Origin of the sequence: Ulvibacterium sp. (assembly GCF_965228935.1) — a bacterium.
In the GTDB taxonomy this organism is placed as follows: Bacteria; Bacteroidota; Bacteroidia; order Flavobacteriales; family Flavobacteriaceae; genus Ulvibacterium.
In genome coordinates this window covers 398,848-416,252 of sequence record NZ_OZ245846.1, presented here as the reverse complement: position 1 = coordinate 416,252, position 17,405 = coordinate 398,848, and the positions used below count along the sequence as shown (strand labels likewise).

Here is a 17,405-nt window from a genome sequence, read left to right as displayed (position 1 = left end):
TCAATTGGATTCACATACTTCTTTAAAATAGTCCAAAGCCTTCGGCCAAGCATTATCGAACATTTCTCGGAAAGCTTCGTCTACGGTCATTACAATCTCAAATTTTGTTATATCGCTGCCCTCTTCCTTGAAATAATACTCTTCCAAAGAACCAATCCATTTTTTCATCATATCGTCCGTTAGTTCAACTTCAACATTATCTGGATTTACCATGGCAATGTGTCTGGCTCTTATGTATTCATTGGGTTTTAAATCTTCAAATATGACTTTTGTTCCACCCTGGCTATGGTCAAAATAAGACATATATCCACCTTTTTTCCATTTTCCCTCATAGGTCATGCCATCTCCCCAAGCTTTTGCCCATTGGGGATATATCGATTTATCGGTTAATTTATCGAACACAAAGTCCCTAGGTTTATTGATAATAGTTGAATAGGTTAATTTTTTCATGATGAATTGATTAAGTTAGACTTTAATTTGAGTGCCAATGGCCCCTACGCTTCCGCCGTAATCCTTAAAGCATCTTAACAACTCTCCGTCAAACACTGTTTTCAACAAGTCGATAAGTCGTTGAGGGTCTTTAATGATAAAATACGTGGAAACGCTATTGTACCCATCCGGTTTAAAATCTGTTGTCATAAGCTGTCAAAATTCTGGGTTAAAATTCACCATCCACATTACCCCGAACCTATCGGTAAAACAACCAAAATAGTCTCCCCAGAACTGGTCTTCCATAGGCATTTCGATTTCACCACCTTCGGAAAGCCCATTGAAGAGCCTATCCGCTTCTTCTTTGGATTCGGGGTGAAGGGAAATATAACTATTGTTTCCCACGTTCAGTTTGTGACCTACAGAGGGCAAAATGTCAGAAGCCATCAAGATGGTATCTTTGCCGATGGGCAAAGAGATATGCATCGTTCGGTTTTTCTCATTTTCCGGCAGCTTGTCAGTATCGGGCGCATCACTCATTTTCATATGGGAGGTGAACTCTCCACCGAAAACGGATTTATAAAAAAGGAATGCCCCCTCTGCATTGCCGTCAAAATTGAGATAGGGATTTACTTTCATGTCCAATGGTTTTTGATTGTTGTATTAATTTACTCTTGCCACCCATTTTGAGGGTTCATATCCTTCATTTCTTAATATTGTATTCAGTTGCGCAGCATGGTGCTGAACATGCCGTAGGTTATAAAGCAATATTTCGATAAGGGAATAATCCATTTTGCCAACTTCTACATCCTCAACAAAACGTGGATTGCCTTTTTCTTCAATACTCATAACTACACTCTGGCATTTCTTCTTACTTGATTTGACGTATTCCAAAAACTGTTCTTTGGAATAATGTTCATCGGGGAGCACATCATCCAAAGCTTCTTCGGGTATTTTTTCCTTTTCCGTGATGGTAAAAGGCAGTTGCGGCTCAAAATCTGTTGGGGGAACGGTCAGGTAATAATCCAGAAAAACGGCGACATGATAGGCCGTATAGAAAAATCGCTTGTTGTTTCGGTACAGGGTTTCAGGACAGGCTTCGATTGCATTTATCAACATATCGATACTGGCTCCAAACTGTTGCCATAGGCTATTTTTTAATTCTTCCAACACATCATTTGGTTTGAGATTGGGGCATTTTATCCGTATCCATGTATAACATATTCCAACAATGTCCATCCAGGTCGCCAAAACTGAATAGGTACATCCAACCGTCCACCTCTTGAGGGTTTTGATAAATGGTACCTCCCGCTTTTTTGACCGTCTCGGCGAAATCATCCACTTCTTCTATGCTCTGTGCATCAATATTGATGAGCATTTCGTTGCTTTCGCTGGTATCGGTTACTTTATTTTTAAGCCATTGGCTCATCTGTTCCTTTGGGAAGAGCATCAGGACAAAGTCATTTTCCCCAATCAAAAAGCTTCCCAAGTGTTCCGCATTTTTATGCATCGGATTTTCATGAAAACCGATGTCCCTGAAAAACTGCTTGGATCTTTGAAGGTCGTTAACGGGCAGGTTCAACCAGATACTTCGACAGGGCTCGGTACGAGTTGTTTTCATTTTCTATTGGTTTGTTGTTCAATGAGTTCCTGTAAAGATACATGGTTGAAATGTGATATTAATATTATGATTCCGTCAATTTGACGGGTTGATTGCGACATCCATTTCCGTTATATTTGAATAGCAAAATCCGGCAATGAAGCATATATCAATACTCATACCCAAGGGACATGTAAGTGTGGTCAATGTTGCAGGAACCCATCAAATGCTCACTTGGGTCAACGAGTTTTATAAGGAAACCGGTCGAGACCCCCTGTTTCAAATCCAGTTGGTGGGATTGGACAGAGAAGCAGATGCCAGCGGTGGACTTTTTGCCACAAAACCAGAGGTCAGCATCAAGGATGTCACCAAGACCGATCTTATCATCATACCCGCCATCCACGATGATTTTGAAACGGTCGTGAAAAGAAATAAGGATTTCATGCCCTGGATTGTCGGGCACTATAAAGAAGGCGCAGAAGTAGTAAGCCTATGCGTATCGTCATTCTTTTTGGCAGCTACGGGATTGTTGGATGGAAAACCCTGTTCGACCCACTGGCAGTTCGCCAACGTTTTTAAAGAAAACTTCCCAAAAGCTATTTTAACGGATGAGCGGATAGTCACTGATGCCGATGGCATTTATACGAGTGGTGGCGCCTATGCGTTTACCAATTTGGTTATTTACTTGATTGAAAAGTATGCGGGCAGGGAAACGGCTGTAATGGCGGCCAAAGGATTTATGATCGATATTGAGCGAAGTAGTCAGTCCCCTTTTATGGTGTTCTCGGGCCAAAAGAACCATAAGGACGATATGGTACTCAAAGCTCAGGAGTATATCGAAAAGAACTATCAGAATAAGATTTCGGTCAATGACCTTTGTGAAGACATGGCTCTGAGCCGCAGGACTTTTGAGCGTCGTTTCAAAAATGCCACTTCCAATACCGTATTGGAATATTTGCAACGGGTGAAAATCGAAGCCGCAAAAAAGGAATTGGAAAAAGGCAGGAAAACAGTCAATGAAGTGATGTACGAAGTAGGCTATAACGATGCCAAGGCGTTTCGGGATGTGTTTCGAAAAGTAACCAGTATGTCACCTTTGCAGTATCAGAAGAAGTATAGCATAATTCAAACTGCTTAGTTCATTTTCTTCTGCCGCTATATTTATCATGAAGGCCTTCACCATTTAAAATTTTTCCAGCACATTTTTCGATTCTTGATTCTCGAGTCTCGGATTGTTTTGGTTGTGAGAAATAAATAATGTATCCTCTTTGCCTTCCGGGGGTCAGCGATTCGAATGCGGATTTTAATACGGGGTCTTCTTCAAACTTCCGTTCTAGTTCTTCAGGTATCGGCTCAGGATTTTTTTTGAAATTTACTTTAAGGCCTGCCTTCTCCACCTCGATGGCTTCATAAATGTACCTGTTCAATGTAGGTTCTAGTTCGGGGATTTCATTCACATTAGTAAACTTGATCAATCGAGCGGACTGACTGTTCGGCCCTGGCTTTTCAAGAATGTTGTCCGGATCTTTGAGCAGTACACCTTTAAAAAAGCTTATCGCACTGTAGTTCTTAAGTGCACTTACCATTAGTACATTGCCATCGTTAAAAGTGTAGCAGGGTACACCCCACTTTAGCTCCTCAGTTAGTCCACAGTCCAAGACAATCTCCCGTAGTTTTTCTAGTTCGGCTGTCCAGGCATGGACCTTACAGTCGTGAGTTCCGCCCAGCTTGCAACGCATACAACCCTGTTCTAAATAATTGTCAACCTTTGGGTTCATAGACTTAGTTATTTGTATTGGATATAAGCTTTCGACTTTCTGGTCTGAAGTGCCAGGAAACCACTGTAAGAAGTAGAAGTAATGTCGGCCCAATGTATTCTATCAATCCATCGTTCGCGGCCAGATGGGAAAAGATGGCCCCGGACATCAGAAAGGCAAAACCAGCATAAGCCCATTCTTTTACCAAGGGAATTTTTGGCACCAATACGGCAACAACACCCAATAGTTTCCAAATACCAATTATTGTAAGGAAGTACAAGGGGTAACCAAGTTGGGTCATTTTTTCAGCCTCTTCATCCAAGGGCAACAATTGAACGATTCCGGTGGAGACCATTCCCAACGAGAGCCAGAGAGTGGCTATCCAGTATATTATTTTATTCCTTTTTTTCATGTGAAATAGTTTTAGTTGGAAAGAACCTCTTCGAGTTTGTTATGTGCCCTATTCAGTCCAAAAGCAAACGGAAGTTTTAACAGGTTGTCCCTATCGGAAACAGATTTAAAGACTATAAGCATTTCAAGCTTACTATTGTTTTCGTTGATGTCTTGAAATTCGAGAAACTCCAATTGCACGGGAAATGTTGTGTTTTCCATTTCAAAAGTGCGGGTGATTCTTTGATTGGGCTCAAATTCATGGATGGTCCCGTTAAATCCATGCTTGTTGCCTTTTGGGTCTGTAGTTTCAAATTGATAGCTGCCATGTGTTTTGCACTCCAGTTTTATCACTTTGGTACCCATCCATAGTTCTACAATTTCAGGGTCAACATATGCTTTGAAGAGGGATTCCAATGGCAATTCAAACACTCTGGAAATTTGTATTTCTTGTTTGCCCTCTTCAGCTGTTACTTTTGTTTTTTGCTCCATACTATGTCCTTTTTGGTTGGTCTTTCATAATAGCCTCCAGTTTGTCAAAACGTATATCCCACATTTTGCGATAAGGTTCAATAAAGTCTGCAATGGCTTTCAATTTTTCGGGATTCAAGTGATAATAGATTTCCCTACCAGTTTGTTCCTGCTTAAGTATCTCACATTCTGTAAGTATCTGAATGTGCTTTGAAATGGTCTGCCTAGAAAAGTCAAATTCTTCGGCAATGGCGCCAGGGGTCATTGCTTGTAAGGCAACAAGTGATATGATTGCTCTTCTGGTTGGGTCTGCTATGGCCTGGAATACATCCCGTCTTAACCTCATTGCGCAGTTATTTGACTGCAAATATATGAAAATGCAGTTATTTGACTGCAGAAAGGTATATACGTGAAACAAACGTCTGTAAAACCGCCTTTTTATGAGACAACTTCGCCTCCTTCCAAGCCTTATTAAAATTACCGTTCTTAACACAAAGCCTGTGTGCTTTGTAACCTTTCGTTTTTTCAGAAGTCCTTCATTAAACTGCTAAATGCAATTACTGGGCAAGAACCAATATTCAGGCACAATATCCGAGCTAAATTGTTTCCCAGGTTTTACAATTGGATTGACCCATTATGATACCCTTTACAAAAATGACGTATTTCATTGTCATGAGAATCCCCATATAAGTCTTCTACTTGAAGGGGGGCATATTGAAAGAAGACTAAAAAAGGATTTTCAAAGGCTTCCGGGAGATGTACTCTTTTGTAACACGGGCGAGCCACATCAATTCATCACAAAAAGAAAGTCGAAGAACATAAATATCGAGTTCGAACCACAATTTTTAAGTGATCAAGATATTTCAGAATTCGAGGTTGAAAAGTCCATAAACGCTAATTTCGAAGCCAAATTTACTATACTGAAAATATTTAAGGAGTTGGCGATATCGGACAATTCTACCCAATTGTCCATTGAATTATCCCTACTCGACTTAATTACCGCTCCTACCAGCGCCAACGATAAAAAAAGACCGAGTTGGTTCAAATGTCTTTTGGAAATCTTGCATGATCGTTGGAACGAGCACTTATCCCTGGACGAATTGTCCATTTTGACCCAGGTACATCCCGTTACAATTTCAAAATACTCCGCAAAGTATTTGGAGTGCACTTTGGGAGAATATAAACGAAAGCTCAAAATCTCAAAAAGTCTTGGACTCATCAAGAATTCGAAGTTGTCCCTTACCGAAATAGCTTTTATTTGTGGTTTTTCCGATCAAAGCCACTTCATCCGTACCTTTAAAAACGTAACCGGATATTTACCCAAAAAATTCGAAAACCTTTGAATCCGATTATTTCAGTTCAGGCTAAATCCGTTCTATTTTTTCGTTTGGAATACTTCCAACTTTGTCGAAAACAGCAATCAATCGCTTTACAAAACCCTTAGCATGAAAATTCAAAGGTTTCTTTTTTCGGTATGTGTTGTACAATTACTGCTGATGACTGGCAGTTGCTCCCCCTATACCCCACAGGCCGACTATGGCCAAATTGAAAAAACCGTTGATAGCATCATCAAACCATATATTGATAGCTTGAGCATAGCGGGGATGGCAATTGGTGTAATGAGGGAGGACTCCATCATCTTTTCAAAGGCTTACGGGTTTGCCGATCTTGAATACGAGATTCCGCTACCGGCAAACGCGTCCTTTCAAATAGGTTCCATAACCAAACAATTCACCGCAGTGGGCATAATGCAGTTGGCAGAAAAAGGAATACTGGACCTTGATGAGAATATCAGTGAATATATCCAGTTCGAGCACAAGGAGTACGACCCCACAATTCGTCAATTGTTGAACCATACTTCCGGTATTCGAGGTCATAATAACTTACCGGGGTTCAGGCCCCTGTTAATGCGGGAAATCATCCGGGATACCATGGTAAGGCTTGTCGAAAAGGAACCTTTCGACTTTGAACCGGGCACCGTGATGCTCTATAGTAATACAGGGTATGTTATCCTTGGGCTTATCATTGAAAAGTTGACAGGACAGACCTATGAAGAGTATACAACAGAACATATATTGTCAAAATCCGGAATGGACAATACATTTTTTTGCGATAGGACTGCCATCCGAAAGTTTAGGGCACACGGCTACAACTTTGTGGACGGTGGAAAGTACAGGGCAGAGGAACCCTACTATTATTGGACCTATTCGGCCGGAGCATTGTGTTCTACAATTGAAGACCTGTTAAAATGGAACAAGGCGCTTCACGATGGAAATGCTGTCTTGAACAAGGTTTCCTATGCCGAGCTGATAAAACCGGGACAGTTGGAAAATGGCGTAAAACTAAGTTATGCCAAGGGGTTACAGCGGTATAGGAAGAATGGCCGTGAAGTCATTGCCCATGGAGGGTCGGGGAGTGGTATATTGGCCGAACTTATGTACTTTCCAGAAAAAAAGATTTCCCTCGTAACATTGGAGAACTCCTATCGACGGGAAAACTGGTTCGCCATAGCAGACGCCTTGTTGGATGAACTGATTCCGGTTACCCTTGATAAAACGGCCTATGAGGGGGATTTGTCGATACTCCAGGGAACATATGAAGGAAATTGGCAAGTTAGGATTGAAAATGCGGACAATCACCTACTTATAGAAAATGAGAGCGCTACAATCGATACACTGTCTTATTTGGGGGAAGCTAGATGGTCTTTTAAAGGGAATGAGTACTTTTTTACAAAAGGAAAAGGTGGGGAACAATATCTGCACATGGATATGATTTATGCATTATTGAGTTTTACAAAAAAAGAGTAGTCCAAAAGGTTCGTTTTGCAAAATCTACCCAATGCCTCATCGTTTTCAGTTTTTAAGACCTGCTCGAAGACAAGAACATAACTTTTGTATTCCCTTCCCAAAGTTACCATAGTCCTGCGCCTCCTTTCTGCTTTACATTCGTTCCACTCAAAAAACCTCGTTCAATGTATATTTTTTCACTCCTCTTGGGTCGGAGTAGATCAACTGTGTGAATGATAGAATCAAACTAACAGACATTCAAATTATCTTTTTTAAGTACATTTTCCTTCCTTATGGTTATTCTATTTAAAAAAACCCTCACCTTGATTTTTAAATGAAAAAAACGTATTCCATATACTTGTTATCGATTCTTTACCAATTACTATTATTTGGCTCGGCCTATTGACGATAAATCGCGAAATATGAAGTACAATGTTCGAACAAGTTTTCTTTGGAAACGAAAACTTTATCTAAATCTACCACTATGGAAAATAGTGGCTTTTAATCATCCCAATATAGGTGCCATATTTGTTGTCTAAATTGTTAAACATCTATAATTGATACCATTTGTTAAAATGACAATAAGGAAAACGCGTACAAGCTATTTTAAAATAATTATTTGATTTCATTTTGCTGTTCTTTAAAAAGGGCACTGAATTCCATATTAAGAAGTCAAGTACCCTAATAACTAACTCAAAACTAACTACTTACCATCAAATATACTGAATCGTTGGTTTTCATATTCTACATATAACAATACGACAAATTTGAAGTACTTGACATACATACTTTCATCTAAAATCGAACCATAGTATTATCGGGTTTTTGTCGTCGCCCTGGTGTCCCCTGTAAACGTTTTTTTGGCTTTGTGGCCCCAAATTTTTGGGCTTTTTGAATTTAGTGCCTATGGCCGGTATTTCATACAAAAACGATAGGTCACCCTCGGGAAAAGGAGGATGTGTCCCGCCCTTGACATGTTGGGGTTCCTCGGGCGTGAAAAGCCGAAAGAACAACTTTGGCGTTTCCGAAATTACCGTAAAATCAGATTCTTCCGTTTCCAATGTGGCCCAATACAACTGGCCGTGGTACCCTTTGAATTCCGGATAGATCAGATTATTGAAACTCTCGCCGGTCACGGTATTGTTATAGGCCTTCCGCCATATCCCTAGGTTTGCACCTTTTGGGCGGTTTTTCCAAACACGGTACGGCCCTTGGCCCATCCATGTTATTCCCTTCACTTTTTCCTCAGGATAATCGAATGAAATCCCCAGATAGTCCAAATCCCAAATGTTCTGGCTTATCGCATCGGCCCGTAGCCCCAACATCCCATTTTTCTTAAGCGTCCAAGTTATTTTTGTCGGATATGCGGAATATAGAATTTCAATTTGAAAATCTCCATTCTTGTCCTTTCTCCAGATAACGTCCTCCACTTTAGAATCGATGCCTACCGGGACCGGGCCACCGGAAAACGAAAGTAGCCCCTTTCCATTTTTTATTTTGGCAATAGTACCATCGGCCGTGTTGAACGTAATTTCCAGATTACGCACTTTTACCGATATTTGTGTATCGTCCTTCATTACTTCAATGGCCGGTCCCTTGGGATTTTCCGGCTGAAGCTCTGCCGCTTTTTCATCGGGCCGAACAATCGGCCAACTCCACGTATACAGTTCATTGCCATAGTGATCCTTGGCCGTAAACCGAAAAATATCAGCTTCCTGCAAGGAATTTTTTGGCGTTATTTGCACTTGTACGGTTTCACCGGGTCCAGCTGCTGGACTTTCAACGGTGCCGCTTGCCACTTCGGTCTCTTTGGGATTCCCGATCTCGGTCCTGACCGCTTTCCAGCTAAAACTACAGTCCCTGAGGTTGGTGTAGATGAATTTGTTCTCCAAAAAGAGCTTGCCATTCCAATCTCTATTGATTATCACCGGTTTTATCTGTACTGGTGACCAAATTTCCTTGATGGTATAGAAACTGCCTTCCTTTTCACGATGAGGCCCCAGGATGCCATCTGGGGCATGGTTGCCGTCACCATCGAACACCTTTCCAGGTTTATCCGTACGAAGGACGGCCTCATCGGAAAAGACCCATAAAAAGCCCCCGGCCAATAAGGGGCTCGATCCGTAGCTTCTCCAAAAATCCTCAAGACCGGCTCCATGGCCACCATCGTATAGGCCATGTAAAAATTCGGTCGGCATAAAGGGGACGCTGCCCGAGGTAAACCGGCCCGTCCCGTAATCGTACTCCGGATAGTGGAAGGCATCCACTCCATTACGGAGTAGCCAGGGATAAATTACCGGCCGCTTTTGGATATCCCAAAAATGGAACCATTTCTCGTTGGCAAAGTTCCATCCTCCTTCATTACCATGGTCCCAGATGACAACACTGGGGTGATTTTCATCCTTTAGGATGGTCTCCTTGATTAATTTTGGACCCACTATGGTATCATAACCGTCTTGCCAACCGGTAACCTCGTCCAGTACAAAAAGCCCCAGCGAGTCACACAACTGCAGGAACCGTTTGTCCGGCACGTAATGTGACATACGCACCGCGTTCATATTCATTTCCTTCATCAAGCGGATGTCCATAAGATGGTTTTCCTCGCTCAGGGCACGGCCCGTCTCCGGCCAGAACGAATGGCGGTTCACCCCTTTAAAAACTACTTTCTCACCGTTGACATAAAAACCATCGTGTTTGCGCAGTTCTACCGTTCGGAAACCAATTCGTTCCACCACCTCGTGCAAAACGGTGTTCCTTTTTTTTAGGGTAATCTTCATGTCGTACAACGCGGGCCGTTCAGGATTCCACTCTTTTACGTTATCGAATTTTCCGGAAACCACTTTTTCGGTATCGCCCCTATCCATTGTCGTCTGCACGGTCTTGCCGATTTTATTTCTTTCCAAATCGTACAATTCGATTTCAACGGCATAGTTGCCCTGAAACCGGTTCGGGACGATAAGAGCATTGAACGAACCATCGGCCTTGGCATCAATTGCCGTACGCTTCATGTGCACAGGCGGCAGGGCCTCTAAAAATACAGGCCGGAAAATGCCTCCGAAAATCCAGAAATCAGCTTCTCGTTCTGCGCGGTTTACAGATGAATTGGAGGAACGCTTGGCTACATCGACCTCTAACAAATTGGATCCGCCATATTTTAAGAGTTTTGAGATATCGTACTTAAAGCGGTAAAAGGCGCCCTGGTGCGTTTCGCCCGCAGATTGGCCGTTGATCTTTACTTGGGTATCGGTCATAGATCCATCGAAAACGATGTTCACCGTCTTGCCCATCCAGGCAGCGGGCACTTCGAACTCATACTTGTAAAGCCCGTGTTCATCGCCCAACTTAATATCCCCATTCTTGTGGTCATGGCCATAGTTGTAAGTCCCGAAACCTTGGAGCTCCCAATTGGAGGGTACCTGAATTTTCGTCCACTTCCCGCTATTTCTGCCACCCGTACAAAAAAAATCCCATTCGACAGTCTTTGCCGCATCCTTGCCCGAAAGGAAAATCGTTTCGGTCGTTTGGGCAAAAAAATGGGCTGAAAAAAGAAGAAAAAGGGTCAAGAGCGACATGTTTCTAAAGTACATTATAGATATAATTTTTAATTGAGAATAGCTAAATCCTGCAAGGTAAAAGAATGTTAAGGGTCTTTGAGCACTAAGCCCAAAAGTGACTTCTTGCTAGCAATGACCGGTTCTCACTCGAATTTCAAAACTTAAGATGAATTCCAGTGTAGTATAACAAACTAGTATCCTGGATTTTGAGGAAACTCTAAATCGAGGTTAGCATCGATGACCGGTTGCGGAATGGGCAATAATCGATCGCGTTCCGTTATCAATGGCCCACTTTGAGAATTGTATAAACGTGTGCGTTCCAACCATTTGCCCAATCTGAGCAGAGTGTATCTCCTCTGTTCTTCGGTGATAAGTTCCCTGGTTCGCTCATCTAGTATGAAGTCAATATTAACCTCGGCTTCGGTGATTGGAGAAGCATTTGACCTATTACGCAAAATGTTCAACGTTTGTGTCGCACTATCTACATCCCCACCCCTAAACTGAGCTTCAGCAAGCAATAAATAAGTTTCTCCCAATCTGAGGTAGGGTTGGTCGTTATACCCTTCATTACGTCCTAAATCAGTTGGGTCTCCATCATGCCATTTAGCTGTTGAAGGCCACAATGGATCTCGAGTAGGTTCTTGCCTATCCTCGATGGTAGTAGGTATGGTGTCACCTGCCGTGGTCAAAACAAAGCGTACCACGGCGAACTCAGACCCTCGATCATCATTTTCTTCATAAAGCTCCCAAGCATGTTTGGTTACGGCATAGAAGTCCGTCCCTCTTCCTCTTTCTGGGGAAATTGGCACATCATCCAGTACACTGTAACGTATCAACCAAGATCGCCTCATCACATTACCCCCGCCTCCAATGGCATCCCTGTCGTGCGGCATTTCCCATAGTACCTCAGTATTGCCTTGACTTCTAAGCGTATTACCCTTAAAAAATTGATCCATAAATGGCACTCCTGGCTCCGATGCCCTAACGCCATACCTCTGGGTAACAAGACTGTAGTTTGTATTTGATATCACGGCCATCGCTTTCTCTTCGGCACTAATAAAATCTTCTTTTTGAAGATATAGCTCGGCTAAATAGTGCTGTGCAGCTCCTTTCACGGGCCGGCCTACGACATTGTTGATATCCGGAAGATGTTCTTCGGCAAATAGCCAATCCGCTTCCATAACATTAAGAATGTTGGCAACAGGTTCCCTGATAAAATCGGTTCGAATATTGTTCCCTGAAGATTCTTCGAGTATAAGGGGTACATCTCCCCATAGATATGTTAGGTGTCTGTAGGCCCATGCCCTTACCATTCTTGCCTCCGCAATAACAATTTGTTTTTCTTCATCACTGGACCATTCTATATTAGGGTTTTCGGCACGCCCTATAATCGTATTGGCCGTATTTATGTTTTCATACAACCATTGCCAAACATTGTTCAGCCCTTGAACGGTCGCATTCAAATTACCCCCAAATTCAACGTAGTAGAGGCCTCTAGAACCAAAACGCGAAGAATAGGTGTCATCGGTTGCACCTTGGGCAATCCAGCCTCTTGTTCCAAAGAAAAAACCCTGTTCGTCCCTTTGTCGTTCGTCCCTTGCCGATGCGTATAGGGCATTCAATCCATTTTGAAAACCTTCAGGGTTTGCGAAGAGATTATCAGCGGTTATAATATCCCTTGGTTCTTCTTCAAGATATTCTTCACTGTCGCAACCGGCAAGAAAGAAAACCAAAGTCGTACAGGTGAAATAATTTAATAAATTTTTCATTTTGAATTTTTTGTTATGATTATAGTGTGATATCAATACCGAGGGTTATTGTCCTGTTTATCGGTACATCCCTTTGGCTTACCAATTCCGGATCCAGACCTTCCCAATCCGTGAAAGTGAACGGATTGTTGGCATTTGCGTATATCCTTAGATTGCTCACACCCATTTTATCAAGTAGATCCTTTGGTAAATCATATGCAAGTGTAATATTTCTCAGCCGGACAAAACTGGCATCCTGATAAAACCGAACATCGAACGGATTGGTGCCATTCCTGTTTGCCGGATAAGAATTTATGGGGTTGTCCTCGCTCCAGCGATTCAGCATAATCGTATTCAATCGCGCATCCAAAAAAACAATATCCGTATCGTACAGCGGATTGACCCTTGTCACACCTTGTTGGGTGAACAAGGAGAAACTAAGTGACAAATTTTTATATCTGAAGCTGTTCGTAAGTCCCGCTATGTATTTTGGGTTCCTTTGCCCAATAAAGGTTCTGTCATCCGGGTCAATGACCCCATCTCCATTGACATCCCTTATTTTTACATCACCTGGTTGCGAGTCGGGTTGTAGTGAGTTGTCCTCTCCAACTTGCCATACCCCGTCAAATAAAAAATCAAAATTCACATCAATCGATTCCCCTATAAACCAACCGTTGTTAATATCGTCCGTACCATCTCCGTATAGATCTACTATTTCATTCCTGTTACTTGCAATATTGAAGTTGGTAGACCAAGAGAAATCTTCACTGTTTATATTGATGGTATTCAATAAAAATTCAATTCCTTGATTACTGGTCTTCCCTATATTCTGGGTGACGTTGCTGATGCCATGTACGGATGATATCGACCTTTCCAGAAGCAAGTCCTCAGTGTCCGTGGTATATACGTCCAACGAGCCGCTGATTCTGTTCTTGAAAAGCGCAAAATCGATTCCTGCATTTAAGGATTTTGACGTTTCCCAAGTAAGGCCCGGGGTTGCCAAGGTACCCGGAAAATATCCAGGAGCTGTGGTATTGCCGCTACCCCCAAGGTAATTTCTTTCATTTAACCTTGAAACGGTTTGGAAAGGATCAATGGCTTGATTCCCATTTTCGCCATAGGTGAGCCTTAGTTTTAGTTGGTTGATGTTCTCAATTTCTTCCAAAAACTTTTCGTTATGGATATTCCATCCTAGCGCGCCTGAAAAAAACGTTCCAAATTTATTGTTCTGTCCAAATCCAGAATAACCATCTCTACGAATTGTACCTGTCAATAGATATCTTGAGTCAAAGTTATAATTGATCCGCCCCATTTGTGAAACGAATTTTTGTTCTGAAAAGGTATTGTTGGGGACAATAACTTCCGCCACATCATGTTGATAGTAGGTTAACACTTCGGTGGGAAAACGTTGTGAAAAAACATCTCGCACTTCCCTTCTAATTTCTTGTGTACTCAAGAGCCCTGTTAAGTTAAGGTTATGTTTTCCGAAGGTTTTGTCATAGACGATTATGTTTTCGAGAAGAACATCGGTTTCTTCCGAATTCAAGGTTCTTGCCTGTCCCTGATTCCTAAAACCCTCAATTGTGTTGGAGCCCCAAAATCTCCCAAGTGCTCTAGTAGCTATGCTGTAGCCCGTATTCAAACGGTAAGATAGTCCATCTATGAACGGAAGCTTGATCAAAACGTAATTGTTGGAAAAGAGCCTTCTATCAATATCATCGTCAATGACATTCTGATTTGCCAAAGGATTGCCGAAAAGTGGTTCCTCTGGCCAAGGAATTAATTGTATCTCTCCATTTTCGTCAAAGGCATTAGTAAGCGGATTTGCGAAAAAGGCTCCCGTGAAGTTACCTGAAAGATCAGGTGGAACCCCAGAATTATCTTGGAACGTATATTGGGTATTTGTCCCTATTTCCAACCATTCGAGAGGTTTGATTGATATATTGGCCCTCGCAACAACCTGCTGAAAGTCATCACCTATTGCTACCCCGGTTACATCGGTCAAGGCAGCGGACAAAAAATAGTTTACATAATCAGAGCCACCGCTAAATTTTAATGCATGCCGATGTTGTTGCCCAGATCGTGTGACCAAATCTACCCAATCCACTGACCGACCCGCATTAAAATTTTCAACTAATGTTGGAAAGCTATTGACTTGGTCCGAGCCAACACGCTCGTTGGCGAATTCCCAGTATTCCTCTCCTGACATGATGGGTGGAAGATTGTATAACTCCTGTATTCCATAACTACCATTATATGTAATTTGAGGTTTGCCGGTTTTACCTTTTTTTGTTGTGATCAAGATAACCCCGTTGGCGCCACGGGCTCCATAAATAGCAGATGAAGATGCATCTTTCAATACTTCAATTGACTGAATATCACTTTGTTCAATTTCGTTGAATCCTCCAGAGTAAGGAACACCATCAAGAACGATTAAGGGTTGATTATTTGCGGTTATTGAGTTAACACCCCTTATGGTTATGTTAAAGTCATCCTGAGAGGCATTATTACTTACCTGGGAAACGTTCAAACCAGCTAGTGAACCTTGAAGCGATTGAAGTACATTGATTTTAGGGCCTTGTTCTTCAATATCTGCGGCGCTAAAAGAAGCGACCGCACCAGTCACATCAGATTTTTTTTGTGTTCCATAGCCAACAACTACGACCTCATCAAGTCTCTGACTGTCTTCCAATAGTACAATATTAATCCTTGAGCGTTGGCCCACCAATTCTTCTTTCGGCGCAAATCCCACAGAGCTAAAGACGAGAGTTGAAGAATAACTAGATACCGCGATACTATAGTTTCCATCGAAATCAGCTGCAACACCATTGTTTGTGCCCTTTTCTATGACTGTAGCCCCAGGAATGGGTGCTCCGTCCACATCAGTAATTTCACCCGTAACCTGCACTTGCGCTTGAATTTTGTTGACAAACATTGCAACTACTATAGTTAAAATGATTAAAGCATTCGTTTTCATTGAACTAGATTGTTTGATTATTAAAATTCATCATTCCAAAAAACCTATCTTGAGATAAAGTGTATTCGGGTGATTTGTTTTCTCGCATCCTCTTGAATTCTACATTCTGCAATTAAGGAGAATATCCACATACGCCTCAATTTTTAATACATTAATACCTATTTGCGATTAATTAGGTATAATTATCAAAAAAAGCGTTGTTTTTTTGTGTAATCCAAAATTATCGTATTGGGGCAATGAAAAATTTTATTTTCTTTGCAGAAATTTGAACTATTCTTGCACCTAATGTTAAAAAAGAAGGGCGTTGCGCAAATTTTGAGATGAAAAATGTGATTGAATCCAAAAGCTTTGTCAAAGAAAACTTAAAATCGAAATGGATTATAGGATGGAATTCGCACTATTGTTGTGCTTGATGAGCGCAAAAACTTTTCTTTAGAAAGAATATGGAAATAACTTTCATTTAAATCAACCTTTTACCGGCATCATTCCAATTTTATTATACGGCAAGAGTTAAAAACCCAATGGCAGATCAACATTACCAAATTATGGGCAAATGGTTACATCTAGTTTTAAAAGTATTCACTTTACTTCTGAACTGATAATTAAGAAAACTAAGTGGATTTATTCTTCTTATGGTGATTTAATTCTTTTTTTAACGCTTATTATGAGGCCGTTTTTTAATCTTTTTTGAAAAATGTGAAGGAGAATATCCCATTACCTTATTGAATTGTCGGTAAAAATAAGAGAGGTTGTTAAATCCGGATTCATAGCATGCCATGCTTATGCTGTAATCCTTTGTATTCATCAAGTTAAAGGCATAGCCAATACGGACTTCATTGATGAATTCGGTGATTGTTTTTTTTGTCGAAGATTTAAAGTAGCGGCAAAGAGCGGACTCGTTCATATTTGCGACTTCTGCCAAATCTTTTAAAGAAATCTTTTTTTGAAAATTATTCATGATATAATCATATACCTTATTTATCCTTTTGTCCTTACTCCCTTGATAGCTTTTATTGAACCATTGACTAGAGAGCAATTCATATTCGCTGGAAGCAATTTTATTCAAGACTTGTAATAATATAATGATTCTATTTGGGCCCTTGGCAATAATCAATTTATCCAACAAAGGCGCGATGATCTCGACCATTTTCTTATTTACTTTTAATCCCATTTGAGAATCATCCAGTACTTTTTTAATTTTAGTCATTTCGGGCAGGTTCAGAAATGACTGATCTAGAAGATTAGGAGCGAATTGTAGTAGAACAGCAGAAGCAGTTGTTTTTTCATCTTCATAATAAATCTTATCATTTTTCCAAACATGAGGCAGATTTGAACCGACCAAAACCATGTCACCATGCGAAAATTCCTTAACACTATTTCCAATAAAACGGCTGCCAGTTCCTCTAATAACATAGAGTAATTCAAGTTCCTCATGATAATGCCATTTATCGTAGATAAATGGAACATCAGTTTTTAAGGCCAAAAAGGAACTCGTGGAAGACTGTAGATTTTTTTTAAGGAATAGTGGTTTCAAACTTCAAAAATTTGCAAAACATAGACTTATATAGTTTTAGAATGTCAATATAGTTCAAAGGTATGCAAATAAAATGTAATTCTAAAGAAATCGCAAAAACTAACTTTGATAGTTGAAAATGGCAAAAGTAAACTGCTTAAATTCTGAGAATCATTCACA

At 41.0% G+C, this 17,405-nt stretch carries 16 protein-coding genes; 3 read left to right on the top strand and 13 right to left on the bottom strand.

Annotated elements, in window-relative coordinates:
* From ACO06Y_RS01825 to ACO06Y_RS01805, 5 genes are read right to left on the bottom strand one after another with little or no spacing between them, the layout of a single operon-like run.
* Positions 1 to 450: an SRPBCC family protein gene (locus ACO06Y_RS01825; protein WP_422082119.1), complete on the bottom strand. Its 450-nt coding sequence runs from the start codon at positions 448 to 450 to the stop codon at positions 1 to 3.
* Between the two features lie 15 nt (positions 451 to 465).
* Entirely contained in the window at positions 466 to 639 is a 174-nt protein-coding gene (locus tag ACO06Y_RS01820; RefSeq protein WP_422082118.1) for a hypothetical protein, read from the bottom strand.
* Between the two features lie 6 nt (positions 640 to 645).
* Complete coding sequence (locus ACO06Y_RS01815; RefSeq protein WP_422082117.1) at positions 646 to 1,068, bottom strand: VOC family protein; 423 nt, start codon at positions 1,066 to 1,068, stop codon at positions 646 to 648.
* Positions 1,069 to 1,092: 24 nt separating this feature from the next.
* Positions 1,093 to 1,602, bottom strand: coding sequence for a DinB family protein (locus ACO06Y_RS01810; RefSeq protein WP_422082116.1), 510 nt, complete (start codon positions 1,600 to 1,602; stop codon positions 1,093 to 1,095).
* Between the two features lies 1 nt (position 1,603).
* Entirely contained in the window at positions 1,604 to 2,050 is a 447-nt protein-coding gene (locus ACO06Y_RS01805; protein ID WP_422082115.1) for a VOC family protein, read from the bottom strand.
* 136 nt (positions 2,051 to 2,186) lie between these two features.
* On the opposite strand from ACO06Y_RS01805, the gene ACO06Y_RS01800 reads away from it, so the two are divergent.
* Positions 2,187 to 3,167, top strand: coding sequence for a GlxA family transcriptional regulator (locus ACO06Y_RS01800; RefSeq protein ID WP_422082114.1), 981 nt, complete (start codon positions 2,187 to 2,189; stop codon positions 3,165 to 3,167).
* Position 3,168: 1 nt separating this feature from the next.
* Here the strand turns inward: ACO06Y_RS01800 and ACO06Y_RS01795 are convergent, their stop codons facing one another.
* From ACO06Y_RS01795 to ACO06Y_RS01780, 4 genes are read right to left on the bottom strand one after another with little or no spacing between them, the layout of a single operon-like run.
* A complete protein-coding gene (locus ACO06Y_RS01795) occupies positions 3,169 to 3,807 on the bottom strand; it encodes a YdeI/OmpD-associated family protein (protein ID WP_422082113.1) in 639 nt (212 codons plus the stop codon).
* Between the two features lie 4 nt (positions 3,808 to 3,811).
* Positions 3,812 to 4,198, bottom strand: a complete 387-nt coding sequence (locus tag ACO06Y_RS01790; protein WP_422082112.1) for a DoxX family protein — start codon at positions 4,196 to 4,198, stop codon at positions 3,812 to 3,814.
* 11 nt (positions 4,199 to 4,209) lie between these two features.
* Positions 4,210 to 4,668 carry an SRPBCC domain-containing protein gene (locus tag ACO06Y_RS01785; RefSeq protein WP_422082111.1) on the bottom strand — a complete coding sequence of 153 codons (459 nt, stop codon included), beginning with the start codon at positions 4,666 to 4,668 and terminating at the stop codon, positions 4,210 to 4,212.
* Between the two features lies 1 nt (position 4,669).
* Complete coding sequence (locus ACO06Y_RS01780) at positions 4,670 to 4,993, bottom strand: ArsR/SmtB family transcription factor (RefSeq protein ID WP_422082110.1); 324 nt, start codon at positions 4,991 to 4,993, stop codon at positions 4,670 to 4,672.
* Between the two features lie 205 nt (positions 4,994 to 5,198).
* Between ACO06Y_RS01780 and ACO06Y_RS01775 the strand changes: the two genes are divergently transcribed.
* Both ACO06Y_RS01775 and ACO06Y_RS01770 read left to right on the top strand, forming a co-directional pair.
* Positions 5,199 to 5,990 (top strand): helix-turn-helix transcriptional regulator, encoded by a 792-nt coding sequence (locus ACO06Y_RS01775; RefSeq protein WP_422082109.1) that lies wholly within the window; start codon positions 5,199 to 5,201, stop codon positions 5,988 to 5,990.
* Positions 5,991 to 6,092: 102 nt separating this feature from the next.
* Entirely contained in the window at positions 6,093 to 7,454 is a 1,362-nt protein-coding gene (locus ACO06Y_RS01770; RefSeq protein ID WP_422082108.1) for a serine hydrolase domain-containing protein, read from the top strand.
* A 770-nt stretch (positions 7,455 to 8,224) separates the two neighbouring features.
* On the opposite strand, the gene ACO06Y_RS01765 is transcribed toward ACO06Y_RS01770, so the two are convergent.
* The 4 genes from ACO06Y_RS01765 to ACO06Y_RS01750 all read right to left on the bottom strand — a co-directional run bounded on the left by ACO06Y_RS01765 (position 8,225) and on the right by ACO06Y_RS01750 (position 17,246).
* Entirely contained in the window at positions 8,225 to 11,020 is a 2,796-nt protein-coding gene (locus tag ACO06Y_RS01765; RefSeq protein ID WP_422082107.1) for a glycoside hydrolase family 2 protein, read from the bottom strand.
* A 158-nt stretch (positions 11,021 to 11,178) separates the two neighbouring features.
* Positions 11,179 to 12,756 (bottom strand): RagB/SusD family nutrient uptake outer membrane protein, encoded by a 1,578-nt coding sequence (locus tag ACO06Y_RS01760; protein ID WP_422082106.1) that lies wholly within the window; start codon positions 12,754 to 12,756, stop codon positions 11,179 to 11,181.
* A gap of 19 nt (positions 12,757 to 12,775) precedes the next feature.
* Positions 12,776 to 15,712 (bottom strand): SusC/RagA family TonB-linked outer membrane protein, encoded by a 2,937-nt coding sequence (locus ACO06Y_RS01755; protein WP_422082105.1) that lies wholly within the window; start codon positions 15,710 to 15,712, stop codon positions 12,776 to 12,778.
* 652 nt (positions 15,713 to 16,364) lie between these two features.
* Positions 16,365 to 17,246: an AraC family transcriptional regulator gene (locus ACO06Y_RS01750; RefSeq protein ID WP_422082104.1), complete on the bottom strand. Its 882-nt coding sequence runs from the start codon at positions 17,244 to 17,246 to the stop codon at positions 16,365 to 16,367.
* Positions 17,247 to 17,405: the final 159 nt, after the last annotated feature.

What these genes read in the sequence shown, in the direction of transcription:
- ACO06Y_RS01825 (WP_422082119.1), bottom strand. Translation starts at nt 450, where the DNA reads ATGAAAAAATTAACCTATTCAACTATTATCAATAAACCTAGGGACTTT.
- ACO06Y_RS01820 (WP_422082118.1), bottom strand. Translation starts at nt 639, where the DNA reads ATGACAACAGATTTTAAACCGGATGGGTACAATAGCGTTTCCACGTAT.
- ACO06Y_RS01815 (WP_422082117.1), bottom strand. Translation starts at nt 1,068, where the DNA reads ATGAAAGTAAATCCCTATCTCAATTTTGACGGCAATGCAGAGGGGGCA.
- ACO06Y_RS01805 (WP_422082115.1), bottom strand. Translation starts at nt 2,050, where the DNA reads ATGAAAACAACTCGTACCGAGCCCTGTCGAAGTATCTGGTTGAACCTG.
- ACO06Y_RS01800 (WP_422082114.1), top strand. Translation starts at nt 2,187, where the DNA reads ATGAAGCATATATCAATACTCATACCCAAGGGACATGTAAGTGTGGTC.
- ACO06Y_RS01795 (WP_422082113.1), bottom strand. Translation starts at nt 3,807, where the DNA reads ATGAACCCAAAGGTTGACAATTATTTAGAACAGGGTTGTATGCGTTGC.
- ACO06Y_RS01790 (WP_422082112.1), bottom strand. Translation starts at nt 4,198, where the DNA reads ATGAAAAAAAGGAATAAAATAATATACTGGATAGCCACTCTCTGGCTC.
- ACO06Y_RS01785 (WP_422082111.1), bottom strand. Translation starts at nt 4,668, where the DNA reads ATGGAGCAAAAAACAAAAGTAACAGCTGAAGAGGGCAAACAAGAAATA.
- ACO06Y_RS01780 (WP_422082110.1), bottom strand. Translation starts at nt 4,993, where the DNA reads ATGAGGTTAAGACGGGATGTATTCCAGGCCATAGCAGACCCAACCAGA.
- ACO06Y_RS01775 (WP_422082109.1), top strand. Translation starts at nt 5,199, where the DNA reads ATGCAATTACTGGGCAAGAACCAATATTCAGGCACAATATCCGAGCTA.
- ACO06Y_RS01770 (WP_422082108.1), top strand. Translation starts at nt 6,093, where the DNA reads ATGAAAATTCAAAGGTTTCTTTTTTCGGTATGTGTTGTACAATTACTG.
- ACO06Y_RS01765 (WP_422082107.1), bottom strand. Translation starts at nt 11,020, where the DNA reads ATGTACTTTAGAAACATGTCGCTCTTGACCCTTTTTCTTCTTTTTTCA.
- ACO06Y_RS01760 (WP_422082106.1), bottom strand. Translation starts at nt 12,756, where the DNA reads ATGAAAAATTTATTAAATTATTTCACCTGTACGACTTTGGTTTTCTTT.
- ACO06Y_RS01755 (WP_422082105.1), bottom strand. Translation starts at nt 15,712, where the DNA reads ATGAAAACGAATGCTTTAATCATTTTAACTATAGTAGTTGCAATGTTT.